Genomic DNA, 13,425 nt, shown 5'->3' with positions numbered 1-13,425 from the left:
CCCCGGTTGAGTACGTGTACTCAACCGCCCCGGACCGGCGCGCCGTAGCGTCGCGCCCATGACGCCGAGCACCACTCCCGCACCAGCACCCACACCCGCACCCACACGCACACCCGCACACGCCCCACGGAGCCGCTTCCGGGCCCTGGTGTTCGTGGCGCTCGCCGCCGTCACCGCCGTCACAGCCACCGCGTGCTCCGTACTGGCCGGCAGGGAGTACCCGACCGTCGACCCCACCACCGTCGTCACACGGGTGCAGGCGCGGTCCCAGTGGGCCTACGACGCGATGGACCTGCCGGCCGCGACCCCCGTGAAGGGCGGCAGGGTCACCACCGCCCATACCTGCTACGAGCGGTGGGCCATCGACGAGGTGGACCTCGACGTCGCCTCGTTCGCGTTCGACTGGTCCGTGCCCGACGTCCGGGCCGACCGGGCCCGCGCCGCCGACCGGCGGCTGCGCGAGGCGTTCACCGGGGCGGGCTGGAAGCTCACGTACGACGGACACCGCCAGGGCAAGGGCTCGCTGTCCCTCGGCTTCCGCTTCGAGGACCCCGCGACGGGAGACACGTTCCACCTCGCCTGGCACGACACGACGGAGACCCTCTTCTTCGACTCCTCCACGTCCTGCGCCCAGTTGCCCGGGGAGTACCTCTCCGGCTCCTGGCAGAGCGCCGAGTGGAGCCCGCGCACCGGCGCCTGACCAGGGCTCGCCACCACCCCAAGAGTGCAACAACGACAGTCATTGCCCGGAGTCACCCTCCGTGATACACAGAGTGACCATACGCTTCTTCGTATGGAAACCGGCCACACCGTCGCAGGTCAAGACGGCCAGATCGGTCATGTGTGCGGGGATCGGGTAAAGAGAGCCGTCAAGCCGTCACACGCGGGCGGTTTCATCAGCGAAGATAGGGCGATGACCCATGCCATCAGGCAGGGGCGACGAACTACCCAACAGGGGCGGTGAGTTACATGTACCTGGCGGCCGAGAAGGGCGACATCACCACCATCATCGGTGGAATCGCCCCGAACTGGGGGCCTTTCGGGAGCCTGGGCAATGAAGCCAAGGTGATGATCGAGGTCGTGATGGCCGTGGCCATCCTGCTCTGCCTCGGCATCGCCATCTGGGGTGCGGCGAAGCAGCGCATCGGCGCGACCGCCCTCAGGGACACGTTCAGCGCCGAGCAGGGCAAGGGCCTGATCGTGGCAGGGCTCACCGGGGTCTTCATCATCGGATCACTGGGGACGCTGTTCACGATCGTGTACGGGATGGCCGTCTAACCACCGAGGTCGGTTGCTTTCCTGATGTCCAGTCACCACACGGTTGAGAGGGCGTGCTTGCCATGAGCCTCGGCGACGACAACGACGGCTTCGGCGGCTCGGGCCAGACCCGCACGCGCCTTCCCGAGGGCGGCACCGGCGACGTCTACGGCGGCGCCCGCCGCCCACCGGCCCGCAACTCGCGCTCGCTCATCACGGTCGTGGGCGTGGTGGTCCTGCTGATCGCCGCGATCGCCTTCGCCAACAGAGGCAACGGCGACGACACGACGACGACGGGCGCCGCCCGCGACAAGGCGGCCGGCTCGGACGCCCCGACGACGGCGACGGGCGTCCGCCCGGTGACGGGCAAGAACGGCCAGATCCCGACGGGCTTCGCCCGGGACGAGCAGGGGGCGCAGAGCGCGGCGTCGAACTACGCGGTGGCGTTGGGGTCGGACGGGATGTTCAAGCGAGACACCCGTCATCAGCTCGTCGACACCATCTACACGCCCCAAGCCGCCGCACGGCTCAAGGGCCCTCAGGACGCGGCGTACTCGGCCGACTTCCTCGGGAAGATGGGCCTCGACGCCGACGGCAACGCGCCGCGCGGCAGCACCTTCGTCTCCCGCACGATCCCGGTGGGCACCAAGGTGGAGAGCTTCGACGGGAACACCGCCAAGGTCTCCGTCTGGTACACCGGCCTGATCGGCATGTCGGGCACCGGCTCCACCGACCCCGTACGCACCACGTGGAAGACCTGGACCTTCGACCTCGCCTGGACGGACAACGACTGGAAGGTCACGGCCGACACGGAGAAGGACGGCCCCGCGCCCGTTCCCGGCGACGTCGCGGCGTCCAGCGCCGAAGACATCAGCAAGGCCGTCGCGGAATTCGGAGGGTTCACCTATGCCCGGTAGTCCCGGCACTCGAACCGGCTCCCCCACCCGGGCCCGCTCCTTCACCACCCTGGTGGTGGGTCTGCAGACCACGGCCTTCCTCTTCGCCGCGCGGGCGACGGCCGCGCCCACGCCGACGCCCACGCCGTCCTCCACCGGCGCCAGCGAGTGCCGCTACCTCAGCGGGCACGCCAAGCGCTACTGCGAGCAGGGAGAGAGCAGCGGTTCGGGCGGCACCAGCGGCCCGCCCGACCCCACCACCGCCCTGGACCCCCTCTCCTCCCTCGCCCGCGGCTGCGCCGACGCCGCCGTCGCCATCGTCGACAAGCTCTCCCAGGCCGTCAAAGAGACCGCCGACGTCGACTTCACCAACCTCGAGTTCCTCGGCCGCTACGCCATCGTCTTCGCCGCCGCCACCGTCCTCACCCTCCTCCTCTGGCTCCTCGCCGTCGCCAAGCGCGCCATCCGCGGCGTCCCCCTCACCACCGCCATCTCCGAGGCCATCGGCTTCCTCTGGCTGACCGTCCTCGCCTCCGCCTTCACCCCGCTGATCCTCTACACCGTCGTCAACGCCACCGACGCCGTCACCGAGGTCATCGCCTCCGGCACCGGCCAGCAGACCGACGCCTTCTTCGGCAGCTTCAAGGAAGCGCTGCAGAAGGGCGACAGCATCGGCGGCGGGCCGATCATGCTGATCATCGTCTCGCTGGTCAGCATCCTCGCCGCCGGCGTGCTCTACCTCGAACTGTTCCTGCGCGCCGTCCTGCTCTACGTCGGCGCACTCCTCGGCGTCGTCGTCTACTCCGGGCTCGTCGACAAGAACATGTGGGGCCACGTACGCCGCTGGGCCGGGATCATGATCGCGGTGATCCTCGTCAAGCCGGTCATCGTCATCGTCCTCGGCCTCGCCGGAGCACTCTCCTCCGGGACCGGACCCGACTCGTTCTCCGCCGTCGTCTCGGGGCTCGCGATCATCCTGCTCGCCATCTTCGCCTCCGCGATGATCTACCGCTTCGTCCCCGGCTTCGGCGACGAGATCGTCGCCTCCCGCAGCAACCGTCTCCACCGCGCCGGCGAGAACGCCGCCGCCGCCGTCATCTCCTCCCCCGCCTCCCTCGTCTCCCAGGGCATCAAGACCCACAGCGCCCGTGGCGACGGCGGAGGCAACTCCAACGGCTCCAACAACGCCCCGCGCCCCGCCAACCCCCTCTCGGGCGGCGTCGCCGCCCACAGCAGCCGCGGGGGCTCGGCCGGGGGCGGCGGCGGATCTGTCCCCTCCGCCGCACCCCCGCCGCGTAGCAGCAGCAGCCCCACATCGGGCACCCCGCACAGCAACCGCAACAACACAGGAAGCACTGGAGGTGGAGGGCGTTGACGACCCAGTCCCAGCCGGTCACGCCCCGCCGTACGTATCTCATCGGCCGCGCCCGGCCGAACGCGATCGTCGGCAAGAACCGCGAAACCGGCGAGATCGCCCTGATCATCGCCGGTGCGTTCCTCGGCATGATGAGCGGACTCCTCGTCCCCGTCCTCACCCTGCGGATCGTGCTGCTCACCGGCTTCCCGATGCTGGCACTGGCCGCCGTGTACGTCCCGTACAAGCACCGCACCTTCTACAAATGGTTCGAGATCAACCGCAGCTACAAGCGGAGCCTGAAGCGCGGCACCGCCTACCGCTCCGCGGCCGCCGAAGCCGGCACCCGGCTCGACGGCCGCGAGGTCGAGATCGGACCGCCGCCCGGCATCGGCCGGATCAACTGGCTCTCCGCCCCCTTCGGCCCCGACGAGATCGCCGTCCTCCTCCACGCCGACCGCCGCACCGTCACCGCCGCCATCGAGATCGAGGGCCCCGGCGTCGGCCTGCGCGACAGCGAGGACCAGGAAGCCCTGGTGGACCGTTTCGGCACGCTCCTGAAGCACGTCGCCAACGGGGACGGCTTCGTCACCCGCCTCCAGATGCTCGCCCGCACCCTCCCCGCCGACCCGGACGCCCACGCCAAGGACGTCGCCCAGCGCGGCGACACCCAGGCCCCCGGCTGGCTCCAGGAGTCGTACGAGCAGCTCCAGTCGATGGTCTCCACCTCCAGCGAGCAGCACCGGGCCTACCTCGTGGCCTGTATGCACTACACCCGCGAACTCGCCGCCGAGGCCAACGCCATGGCCCGCGCCGCCCGCCACACCTCCGGCGCCCGCAAGCTCGACCGCGACGGCGGCCTCGCCGTCGTCATGGCCCGCGAGCTCACCGACATCTGCGCCCGCCTCGCCGAGGCCGACATCCGCGTACGCCAGCCCCTCGGCCAGTCCCGGCTCGCCTCCCTCGTGCACTCCATGTACGACCCGGACCACCCCATCGACCACATCCAGGCCATGACGAAACGAAACGCTTGGCCCGCCGAACTCGACGCCATGGAGCCCACCTACCTCCAGGCCAAGACCCGCGAGTCCTCCACCCGCGCCCCCTGGTGCCACGCCACCGCCTGGGTGAAGGAGTGGCCGATGACCCCCGTCGGCGTCAACTTCCTCGCCCCGCTGCTCGTCCACACCCCGGACGTGATCCGTACGGTCGCCGTGACCATGGACCTCGAACCCACCGAGGTCGCCATCGAGCGGATGCTCACCGAGAAGACCAACGACGAGGCCGAGGCCTCCCGACAGGCCAAGATGAACCGCACGGTCGACCCGCGCGACATCGCCGCGCACGGCCGACTCGACCAGCGCGGCGAAGACCTCGCCAGCGGCGCCGCGGGCGTCAACCTCGTCGGGTACATCACCGTGTCGTCGCGCTCGCCCGAGGCCCTGGCCAGGGACAAGCGCACGATCAGGGCCTCCGCCGGCAAGTCGTACCTGAAGCTGGAGTGGTGCGACCGCGAACACCACCGGGCCTTTGTGAACACGCTTCCGTTCGCCACCGGCATCCGCCGCTGAAGGGGCCAGACTGATGCGAGACCCACTCTCCGCCCTCACCGATGCCTTCACGTCCTTCGTCTTCGGCAAGGTGGAGACGACACGTCTGCCCGTCCGCACCTCCACCGGCCAGGCCCAGGCCGTCTATCTGCCCACCGCCGCCCCCGGCCTCGGCGACTCGGGCGTGATCATCGGCCGCGAGGTCTACAGCGGCAAGGGCTACATCTACGACCCCTTCCAGCTGTACGGCCAGCAGCTCCCGGCCCCCCACTGGCTGGTCCTCGGCGAGTCCGGCAACGGCAAGTCCGCGCTGGAGAAGACGTACGTCCTGCGGCAGTTGCGGTTCCGCGACCGTCAGGTCGTCGTCCTCGACGCCCAGGGCGAGGACGGCGTCGGCGAATGGAACCTCATCGCGCAGGAGCTGGGGATAACCCCCATCCGCCTCGACCCGATGGTCGCCGTCGACGCCGGCATCCGGCTCAACCCGCTCGACCCGTCGATCACCACGACCGGGCAGCTCGCCCTGCTCCGTACGATCATCGAGGTCGCGATGGGGCACGGCCTGGACGAGCGCTCCGGCTTCGCGCTCAAGGTCGCCCACGCGTACGTCAACGAGCACATCAACGACCGCCAGCCGATCCTCACCGACATCGTCGAGCAGCTACGCCATCCGGAGGCGGAGTCGGCCGAGGCGATGAACGTCGACATAGACGATGTACGCGCCTGGGGTCTGGACGTCGCGCTCGTCCTGGACCGGCTGGTCGACGGCGACCTGCGCGGCATGTTCGACGGCCCGACGACCGTCGGCATCGACCTCGACGCGCCGCTCATCGTCTTCGACCTGTCCCACATCGACCGCAACTCCATCGCCATGCCGATCCTCATGGCGATCGTCGGCGTATGGCTGGAGCACACCTGGATCCGCCCCGACCGGAAGAAGCGCATCTTCCTGGTCGAGGAGGCCTGGCACATCATCAACAGCCCGTTCGTGGCCCAGCTGTTCCAGCGCCTGCTGAAGTTCGGACGACGGCTCGGCCTGTCCTTCGTCGCCGTCGTCCACCACCTCTCGGACGTCGTCGACGGGGCGGCGGCCAGGGAGGCCGCGGCCATCCTCAAGATGGCCTCGACCAGGACCATTTATGCCCAGAAAGCCGACGAGGCGAGGGCGACGGGACGGGTGCTCGGCCTGCCGAGGTGGGCGGTCGAGATCATCCCGACGCTCACCCCAGGCATCGCCGTCTGGGACGTCAACGGCAATGTGCAGGTGGTCAAGCACCTCATCACCGAGAAGGAACGGCCGCTGGTCTACACCGACCGCGCCATGACCGAGTCGTCCGTCGACCCGTCCCTCGACCCGGAACTGGAATGGGAGACGGAACAGCGCGCCGCCCTCATCGAGCAGCAGCTGAACGACCCCTCGCAGTCGACGGTGGCGTGAGATGTCGAGGGACCGTCAGGAGAGACAGCAAGGAGGGATCCCGGACGGGCTCGTCCTCGGACTCGTCGGCTTCGTCCTCGGCCTGACCGTGCTCGTCTGGACCGCGACCGGCCTGGCCGCCCTGCTCTCCAAGGGCGCCTGGCCGGCCGGGGTCACCTTCACCAGCACGCCGATGGCCGTACGCGCCCTGATCGGCAACCCGCAGGACCTGTCGGGCGCATGGCCCGGCACCCCGGCGGGCGAGCTGTCGGGGTACGGGCTGTTCTGGGGACTGCTCATCGGCGAACTGATGGTGCTGGTGGTCCTCACGGTGTTCGCGGTGGGGACGCTGGCCCGGTGGAGAGCGGTACGGACGGGCAGACGGGCGGCCTACGGCAAGGCGCCGGTCACGCCCCGGGTCCAGGCCCCGCTCACCCAGCCGGTCGCACCACCGGTGCCGCAGCCGGTCACCACCGCGGCGGAGACCCTCGTACAGCCCACGGTCCCACCGACGACCCCGACCGCCCTGGCGGCCCCCACCCCGGGGCCCGTCGCTCCGGCCGCCCCCACCCCCCAGACCGTCGTCCCCTCCCCCCGCACGCCGCGCCTCCTCTACGGCACCCCCGCCACCCGCCGCCCCGCCGCGCTCCAGGCCGTCCAGGACGCCGAGGGCCCCGCCCTCGTCGTCACCTCGGACCCCACCGTCTGGGCCGACACCAAGGACGCCCGCGGCAAGCTCGGCCCCGTCCTCGTCTACGACCCCGGCCACCTCTGCGACACGCCCGCCCGCCTCCACTGGTCGCCGTCCGCCGGCTGCGAGGACCCGGCCACGGCCCAGGAGCGGGCGGTCGCCCTGCTCGCCCCCGTACGCCCGCCGTCCCGTCTGGACGCCGCGGTCGCCGACACCGCGGAAACGCTCCTGCGCTGCTGGCTGCACGCCGCCGCTCTGGACGAGCGCCCGTTCAAGCAGGTCCACCGCTGGGCCCAGGGCGCAGGAGCCCACGAGCCCGTACGGATCCTCCGTACGCACCCCAAGGCAGCCTCGGGTCATGCCGGACTCCTGGAGTCCGCGCTCACCGCGCATCCGGAACGGCGCGAGATCGCCCAGGAGTTGACCGCACGGGCGCTCTCCGCGCTCTCGTCGATCCACATCAGGGACGCCTGCACCCCGAATCGAACGGATTCGCTGACGCTGGAATCTTTCGTCGCCGAAGGGGGCACCCTCTATGTGGTCGGTGAAACCATCGAGGACCCACGCACCCGCCCCGGCGCGATGCCTCTGCTCACCGCCCTCACCGCAAGCGTGGTCGAGCACGGCCGCCGCATGGCCGCACGGTCATCCGACGGTCGGCTCGACCCACCACTGACGCTCGTCCTCGACGACGTCGCCGCAGTGGCTCCCCTTCCCCGGCTCCCGGAGCTGCTGGCAAGCGGCCAGGACCAGGGCATGCCGACCCTGGTCCTGCTCCGCTCCCAGGAACAGGCCCGAGCCCGCTGGCCGGAGCCCCTGCCCCAGCCCTAGGGCTGCCGAGCGGACCGGAGTCCTGCGCCCAGCGGCGAGTTCAGCGAGGCGGCCCTGCGGTAGCCCCGGCGTTACGCCGTCGGCCGCCGGATCTCGTACTCCAGCTCGTGCGCGGAGTCGTCGCCCGGCACAGCCACCCGGTCGCCCGTCGCCTCGAACCCGAAGCGGCGGTAGAAGGCGGCGGCCCGCGCGTTCTCCTCGTGCACATACAGCCGCACCCGCCGCACCGCCGGCTCCGGCAGCGACCAGGACCACTCCACACCCGCCCGGAACAGCGCCTCCGTCACACCCGTACCGCGGGCCTCCGGCCGCACGTAGACGCCCACGATGTGCGTCTGGTCGACCTTCGCCGCCTCGCCGAACCGCACCTCGTCCGAAGGCCGCTCCACCAGCACCGAGATCGTGCCCGCCCAGCTCCCGTCCGGGGCCTCGGCCACGAACTGACGGGCGCTCGTCCCGCTCTCGGACGCGCTCTCCGCCCGCTCCTGCCAGAACGAGTCGGGCCGGGCGGCCGCGGCCTCGTGGGTGTCCAGGAAGGCGATGCCCGCCACCGGGTCCTGGAGCGCGGCGAGACGGATCTCCCGGGTCTTCTCCCATTCGTCGGCGCGGATGACACGTATCAAGTAGTCCATGACCGTGATCCTCGCTGCCGTACACCACCACCGACAACCTCTTTCTCCCCGTCGTACCCCGGTACTACGTCACAGGCCCCGCTCCCGCCCACGGTCGGACGATCCGCCGCCGCCCGCTCCGTAGCGTCGTGGACATGATCCGAGCAGAAGAACTCACCAAGCGGTACGGCGCCAGGACCGTGGTCCAGGACCTCAGCTTCACCGTCCGCCCCGGCACCGTCACCGGCTTCCTCGGCCCCAACGGCGCCGGGAAGTCCACCACCATGCGGATGCTCCTCGGCCTCGACGCACCCACCCGCGGCCGTTCCACCATCGGCGGCCGCGCCTACGCCGGCCACCTCGCACCCCTCACCCAGGTCGGCGCGCTCCTCGAGGCCCGCTCGATCCACCCCGGCCGCTCCGCCTTCCACCACCTCATGGCGCTCGCCCACACCCACGGCATCCCGCGCTCCCGCGTCGAGCACGTCCTCGGCCTCACCGGCCTCACCGAGGTCGCCCGCCGCCGCGTCAAGGGCTTCTCGCTCGGCATGGGCCAGCGCCTCGGCATCGCCGCCGCGCTGCTCGGCGACCCGGAGACGGTCGTCCTCGACGAGCCGGTCAACGGCCTCGACCCCGAGGGCGTGCTGTGGATTCGGACACTCCTCAAGTCGCTCGCCGCAGAAGGCCGTACGGTCCTGGTCTCCTCCCACCTGATGAGCGAGATGGCGCTGACCGCAGACCATCTGATCGTCATCGGCAAGGGCCGGCTGCTCGCCGACACCACCGTCGACGCGCTCGTACGGGAGTCCGGCGGCGCCTCGGTCAAGGTCGTCACCCCCGACGCGGACCGCCTCGGCGCCCTTCTCCTCCCCAAGGCACAGGTCGTCACGGAGGCCGCCGACACCCTCCGCGTCACCGGCGTCGAAGCGGCGGACATCGGCCGCGCGGCCGCCGCCCACGGCGTACCGCTCTTCGAACTCACCCCGCAGACCGCCTCGCTGGAGCAGGCGTTCATGGACCTCACCCACGACTCGGTCGAGTACCAGGGAGCCGCAGCATGAGCACCACGACCACGACCACGAACACGTACCGCGTCACCCCGACCCGCGTCCTGCGCTCCGAATGGCACAAGCTGTGGACGGTCCGCTCGACCTGGATCACCGTCCTCGCCTCGGCCGCGTTCCTCCTCGGCGTCGGCATCCTCATGGGCGCCACCTACACCTCCGACGGCGGCGACTCCGACGTCGACACGGTCGTCCTCAGTCTCTACGGCTCCCAGCTCGGCGGGATCTGCCTCGCCGTCCTTGGCATCCTCGTCACGGCGGGCGAGTACTCCACCGGTCTGATCAGAGCCTCCATGACCGCCGTTCCGCGCCGCACACCGGTCCTGTGGGCGAAGGCCACCGTCTTCACGGCCGTCGTCTTCACGGTCTCCTTCGTCACCGCCCTGATCACCTTCCTCGCCGCGCAGATCTTCCTCTCCGACTCCGACCAGGCGGCCTCCCTCGCCGACGACGGGGTCCTGGCCGCCATCGCGGGCAACGCCGCCGGCGTCACCCTGCTCAGCCTGATCGCCCTCGGCCTCGGCGCCACGCTGCGCTCGGTACCGGGCGGCATCGGGGCCTTCATCGGCGGAGTCCTGATCCTCCCCGAGGTCCTCGGAATGCTCCCGTACGACGCGGTCGAGACCGCCGTCAGGTACTTCCCCACCCAGGCTGCCGGGGTCCTCGGCTCCGCCGACCCCCTGCCGAACGCCGCCTCCCCCGGCGGCGCGCTGCTCGCCCTGTGCCTGTGGGCCGCGGCGACCCTGATCGTCCCGGCGCTGTTGCTCAAGCGCCGAGATGTATGACGATGAGCGGATGATCACGGAGAAGGGGCCCGGCACCGAGGAGGAACCCCTCAGCCGGTACCTCCAGCGACAGACCCGGCGGGCACGGGCCTTCGACGCCCGCCGCCCCTGGGTCTGGGACGGACTGCTCACCGCCTTCTGGACGGGGGCCGCCCTGATCGACGCGATGGGCGGCTGGCGCAACATCGCCCGCGACCCGTCCGTATCGGTCTGGCTGGTCCTCGCCCTGAGCCTGGCCCTCTCCGTGCCGCTGCTGTGGCGCCGCCGCCGGCCCATGGCCGTGCTGGCCGTGATGGCAGGCGCCTCCTTCCTCAGCAACTGGACCGGCGCCTTCCTCCAGGCCGGCTTCCTCCAGGCAATCGTCGTCTTCCACATCGCCCTCCGGCTGCCCCTGCGGATGCTGCTGTGGTCGCTCGCGCTGATCACGCCACCGCTGGTGGTGGGCGCGATCCGCTTCCCGGTGGGCGGTGGGGACCAGCAGGTCGTCCCCACCCTGTGGGCGTACGCGATGGTCGCCCTGCTCGGCATCGCGGTCCGCTCCCGGCAGGACCACACCGCCGCCCTCGTCGACCGGGCCCGCCGCCTGGAGGTCGAGCGCGACCAGCAGGCCCAGCTAGCGGCGGCCGCCGAACGCACCCGGATCGCCCGCGAGATGCACGACATCATCGGCCACAACCTCTCGGTCATCACCGGCCTCGCGGACGGCGGCAAGTACGCCGCCGCGAAGAGCCCCGAGCGCGCCGCCGAGGCCCTCGACGCCATCGGCACGACCAGCCGGCAGGCCCTCGCCGAACTCCGTCGCCTGCTGCGCGGAGAGGCCGTACGCGATCCGCAACCCACGCTGGCCGACCTGGACGCCCTGATCGCCGGAGTTCGGAAAGCGGGCCTGCCGGTACGACTGGACGACCACGGCGACGCCCAACCCCTGGCGACAGGCGCGCAGCTGACGGTCTACCGGGTAATCCAGGAGGCCCTGACGAACACCCTCAAGCACGCGGGAACGGGCGCAGAGGCAACGGTCCTCCTCTCCTACGGGCAGGAGGAGTTGACGGTCGAGGTGACGGACACGGGCGGCCCCGGAAGCGACATCATCGGCACCGGCCAGGGAGTTACGGGCATGCGCGAGCGCGCCGCCCTCTATGACGGCACACTCGAAGCGGGCCCGCTGCCGACCGGCGGCTGGCGCGTACGACTCCGACTCCCACTGGAGGATTCCCGCTCGTGACGACGGTGCTGATCGCGGACGACCAGGCGATGCAACGCTTCGGCTTCCGCATGTTGCTGGAGAGCCAGGACGACATGACGGTCGTCGGCGAGGCCCCGAACGGCAGCGAGGCGATCCGCATGGTGGAGCGGTACCACCCCGACGTCGTCCTGATGGACATCCGGATGCCGGGCCTCGACGGCATCGAGGCCACGCGGCGCATCGTCGCCACCGGCGCCCGCACCCGCGTCCTGATCGTCACGACCTTCGACCTCGACGAGTACGCCTACGACGGGCTCCGCGCCGGCGCCAGCGGCTTCCTGGTGAAGGACGCCCAGCCGGAGGAGCTCCTGTCGGGCATCCGCGCGGTGGCCGCCGGCGACGCGGTGGTGGCCCCCAGCCTCACCCGCCGTCTCCTGGACGCCTACATCCACCACCTCCCGTCCACCCCGGGCCGGCCACGCGAGGACCCGCGCGTCGCGGCTCTCACGGACCGGGAACGCGAGATCCTCACCGTCATCGCCCAGGGCTGGTCGAACACGGAGATCGCCGAACGCCTCCACCTCGCGGAATCGACGGTGAAGACCCACGTGAGCCGCATCCTGTCGAAGACGGGCGCGAGAGACCGCGTCCAGGCGGTCATCCTGGCGTACGACACCCAACTGGTGACGCCGACCTAGCCCACGCCCCCGCGGCGGCGGGACCCGGTCAGTGCAGATCAGTGCAGATGCGCCTTCAGCCCGTGCCGGTGGTCGACGGGACACCGGAACAACCACAACTCACCGGCCCGCCCGACGTCCACGCCCGTGACGTCACCACTCGAGACGGCGAAGAGCAACTCCGTCTCCCGGTCACAGACACCGCACCGGAACACGGCGGGATCCGTGATGCACCATCGCGGAAACCCACCGAGCTTCCAGACGTCATAGCGGCTGACAGCGTCGTCCGCCTTGTCATCCGCGAGCTCCACCGTGAACGTGCAGGCCCGAGGCACAAGTTCTTCCTCAGCCCGTTCGGGACCCGGCCCGACCTGGCCCTGAAGGCCGGCCATGTCGGCGGCCCTCCGCCACCGCACTTCCACCATGGGTCCGCCCTCGGCCTGCCATTCCGGCGCCTCGTCCCAGTGCTCGTTGGGACACCAGAGCACCTGGAGCAGATCCACGTCTTCGGGCCACCACTCCCCGGGCACGTCCCGGCGATGGAACTGCGCCACGGGCACCATCGCCACCGCCGTCTCCCCGGACGGCTCCTGGTCATCCGGCACGGAACAGCACGGCCATGCCTCGTCGGCCGGCCACAACAGAGGCCCTCCGATAGAGCTGTCCTGGGGTCCCGGAGTGCCCTGCGAGGGATGCAGGAGCAGGGCACTTCTCGACGTCGTCGTCTTGGGCATGACAGGATCGTAAACGCTCGTAAACGCAGAAAAGCCCCGCACCATAAGGTGCGGGGCTTTCCCACAATGATTGTTCGGCGGCGTCCTACTCTCCCACAGGGTCCCCCCTGCAGTACCATCGGCGCTGAAAGGCTTAGCTTCCGGGTTCGGAATGTAACCGGGCGTTTCCCTAACGCTATGACCACCGAAACACTATGAAGTTAACCAACCGGGCACTGCGTCTAATTAAACACAGCACGGTCGTTACTTCAGAACTAACACAGTGGACGCGAGCAACTGAGGACAAGCCCTCGGCCTATTAGTACCGGTCAGCTCCACCCATTACTGGGCTTCCACATCCGGCCTATCAACCCAGTCGTCTACTGGGAGCCT

13 protein-coding genes and 2 rRNA genes are annotated in these 13,425 nt (G+C 70.4%); 11 read left to right on the top strand and 4 right to left on the bottom strand.

The window, feature by feature from the left end:
• Nucleotides 1–58: 58 nt before the first annotated feature.
• The 7 genes from ACFQ7Q_RS04155 (at nt 59) to ACFQ7Q_RS04125 (ending at nt 7,996) form a co-directional block, all read left to right on the top strand.
• Nucleotides 59–700 (top strand): hypothetical protein, encoded by a 642-nt coding sequence (locus ACFQ7Q_RS04155; RefSeq protein WP_383549592.1) that lies wholly within the window; start codon nt 59–61, stop codon nt 698–700.
• 269 nt (nt 701–969) lie between these two features.
• Entirely contained in the window at nt 970–1,278 is a 309-nt protein-coding gene (locus tag ACFQ7Q_RS04150) for a hypothetical protein (RefSeq protein WP_024757447.1), read from the top strand.
• A gap of 62 nt (nt 1,279–1,340) precedes the next feature.
• Nucleotides 1,341–2,174: a hypothetical protein gene (locus tag ACFQ7Q_RS04145; protein ID WP_383549589.1), complete on the top strand. Its 834-nt coding sequence runs from the start codon at nt 1,341–1,343 to the stop codon at nt 2,172–2,174.
• Nucleotides 2,164–3,528, top strand: a complete 1,365-nt coding sequence (locus ACFQ7Q_RS04140; RefSeq protein WP_383549586.1) for a hypothetical protein — start codon at nt 2,164–2,166, stop codon at nt 3,526–3,528. Before ACFQ7Q_RS04145 ends, ACFQ7Q_RS04140 begins: the two co-directional genes overlap by 11 nt.
• Nucleotides 3,525–5,078: an SCO6880 family protein gene (locus ACFQ7Q_RS04135; RefSeq protein ID WP_383549584.1), complete on the top strand. Its 1,554-nt coding sequence runs from the start codon at nt 3,525–3,527 to the stop codon at nt 5,076–5,078. The genes ACFQ7Q_RS04140 and ACFQ7Q_RS04135 overlap by 4 nt, the downstream gene beginning before the upstream one ends.
• A gap of 13 nt (nt 5,079–5,091) precedes the next feature.
• Nucleotides 5,092–6,495 carry an ATP-binding protein gene (locus ACFQ7Q_RS04130; protein ID WP_383549581.1) on the top strand — a complete coding sequence of 468 codons (1,404 nt, stop codon included), beginning with the start codon at nt 5,092–5,094 and terminating at the stop codon, nt 6,493–6,495.
• A gap of 1 nt (nt 6,496) precedes the next feature.
• Complete coding sequence (locus ACFQ7Q_RS04125; RefSeq protein WP_383549578.1) at nt 6,497–7,996, top strand: type VI secretion protein; 1,500 nt, start codon at nt 6,497–6,499, stop codon at nt 7,994–7,996.
• A 71-nt stretch (nt 7,997–8,067) separates the two neighbouring features.
• Here ACFQ7Q_RS04125 and ACFQ7Q_RS04120 read toward each other — a convergent pair whose 3' ends face one another.
• A complete protein-coding gene (locus ACFQ7Q_RS04120) occupies nt 8,068–8,628 on the bottom strand; it encodes a GNAT family N-acetyltransferase (RefSeq protein ID WP_383549576.1) in 561 nt (186 codons plus the stop codon).
• A 134-nt stretch (nt 8,629–8,762) separates the two neighbouring features.
• On the opposite strand from ACFQ7Q_RS04120, the gene ACFQ7Q_RS04115 reads away from it, so the two are divergent.
• From ACFQ7Q_RS04115 to ACFQ7Q_RS04100, 4 genes are read left to right on the top strand one after another with little or no spacing between them, the layout of a single operon-like run.
• Nucleotides 8,763–9,668 (top strand): ATP-binding cassette domain-containing protein, encoded by a 906-nt coding sequence (locus ACFQ7Q_RS04115; RefSeq protein WP_383549574.1) that lies wholly within the window; start codon nt 8,763–8,765, stop codon nt 9,666–9,668.
• Entirely contained in the window at nt 9,665–10,456 is a 792-nt protein-coding gene (locus ACFQ7Q_RS04110; protein WP_383549572.1) for an ABC transporter permease, read from the top strand. Before ACFQ7Q_RS04115 ends, ACFQ7Q_RS04110 begins: the two co-directional genes overlap by 4 nt.
• 10 nt (nt 10,457–10,466) lie before the next feature.
• Nucleotides 10,467–11,681 carry a sensor histidine kinase gene (locus ACFQ7Q_RS04105; protein ID WP_383549570.1) on the top strand — a complete coding sequence of 405 codons (1,215 nt, stop codon included), beginning with the start codon at nt 10,467–10,469 and terminating at the stop codon, nt 11,679–11,681.
• Nucleotides 11,678–12,340, top strand: coding sequence for a response regulator (locus tag ACFQ7Q_RS04100; RefSeq protein WP_383549567.1), 663 nt, complete (start codon nt 11,678–11,680; stop codon nt 12,338–12,340). The genes ACFQ7Q_RS04105 and ACFQ7Q_RS04100 overlap by 4 nt, the downstream gene beginning before the upstream one ends.
• 38 nt (nt 12,341–12,378) lie before the next feature.
• Here the strand turns inward: ACFQ7Q_RS04100 and ACFQ7Q_RS04095 are convergent, their stop codons facing one another.
• The 3 genes from ACFQ7Q_RS04095 to ACFQ7Q_RS04085 all read right to left on the bottom strand — a co-directional run.
• Nucleotides 12,379–13,053: a hypothetical protein gene (locus tag ACFQ7Q_RS04095; protein ID WP_383549565.1), complete on the bottom strand. Its 675-nt coding sequence runs from the start codon at nt 13,051–13,053 to the stop codon at nt 12,379–12,381.
• 72 nt (nt 13,054–13,125) lie between these two features.
• Nucleotides 13,126–13,242 (bottom strand): 5S ribosomal RNA (gene rrf, locus ACFQ7Q_RS04090).
• A gap of 89 nt (nt 13,243–13,331) precedes the next feature.
• Nucleotides 13,332–13,425, bottom strand: a 23S ribosomal RNA gene (locus ACFQ7Q_RS04085); the annotation flags it as partial.

It is taken from the genome of Streptomyces sp. NPDC056527, assembly GCF_042794475.1.
GTDB lineage: Bacteria > Actinomycetota > Actinomycetes > Streptomycetales > Streptomycetaceae > Streptomyces.
Note: the sequence above shows the minus strand (reverse complement) of the source record. Positions and strands in the feature narration are given on the sequence as shown.

Coding starts and splice junctions, on each gene's coding strand:
- ACFQ7Q_RS04150 (WP_024757447.1), top strand. CDS start 970: ATGTACCTGGCGGCCGAGAAGGGCGACATCACCACCATCATCGGTGGA.
- ACFQ7Q_RS04110 (WP_383549572.1), top strand. CDS start 9,665: ATGAGCACCACGACCACGACCACGAACACGTACCGCGTCACCCCGACC.
- ACFQ7Q_RS04125 (WP_383549578.1), top strand. CDS start 6,497: ATGTCGAGGGACCGTCAGGAGAGACAGCAAGGAGGGATCCCGGACGGG.
- ACFQ7Q_RS04095 (WP_383549565.1), bottom strand. CDS start 13,053: ATGCCCAAGACGACGACGTCGAGAAGTGCCCTGCTCCTGCATCCCTCG.
- ACFQ7Q_RS04130 (WP_383549581.1), top strand. CDS start 5,092: ATGCGAGACCCACTCTCCGCCCTCACCGATGCCTTCACGTCCTTCGTC.
- ACFQ7Q_RS04105 (WP_383549570.1), top strand. CDS start 10,467: ATGATCACGGAGAAGGGGCCCGGCACCGAGGAGGAACCCCTCAGCCGG.
- ACFQ7Q_RS04120 (WP_383549576.1), bottom strand. CDS start 8,628: ATGGACTACTTGATACGTGTCATCCGCGCCGACGAATGGGAGAAGACC.
- ACFQ7Q_RS04145 (WP_383549589.1), top strand. CDS start 1,341: ATGAGCCTCGGCGACGACAACGACGGCTTCGGCGGCTCGGGCCAGACC.
- ACFQ7Q_RS04115 (WP_383549574.1), top strand. CDS start 8,763: ATGATCCGAGCAGAAGAACTCACCAAGCGGTACGGCGCCAGGACCGTG.
- ACFQ7Q_RS04140 (WP_383549586.1), top strand. CDS start 2,164: ATGCCCGGTAGTCCCGGCACTCGAACCGGCTCCCCCACCCGGGCCCGC.
- ACFQ7Q_RS04155 (WP_383549592.1), top strand. CDS start 59: ATGACGCCGAGCACCACTCCCGCACCAGCACCCACACCCGCACCCACA.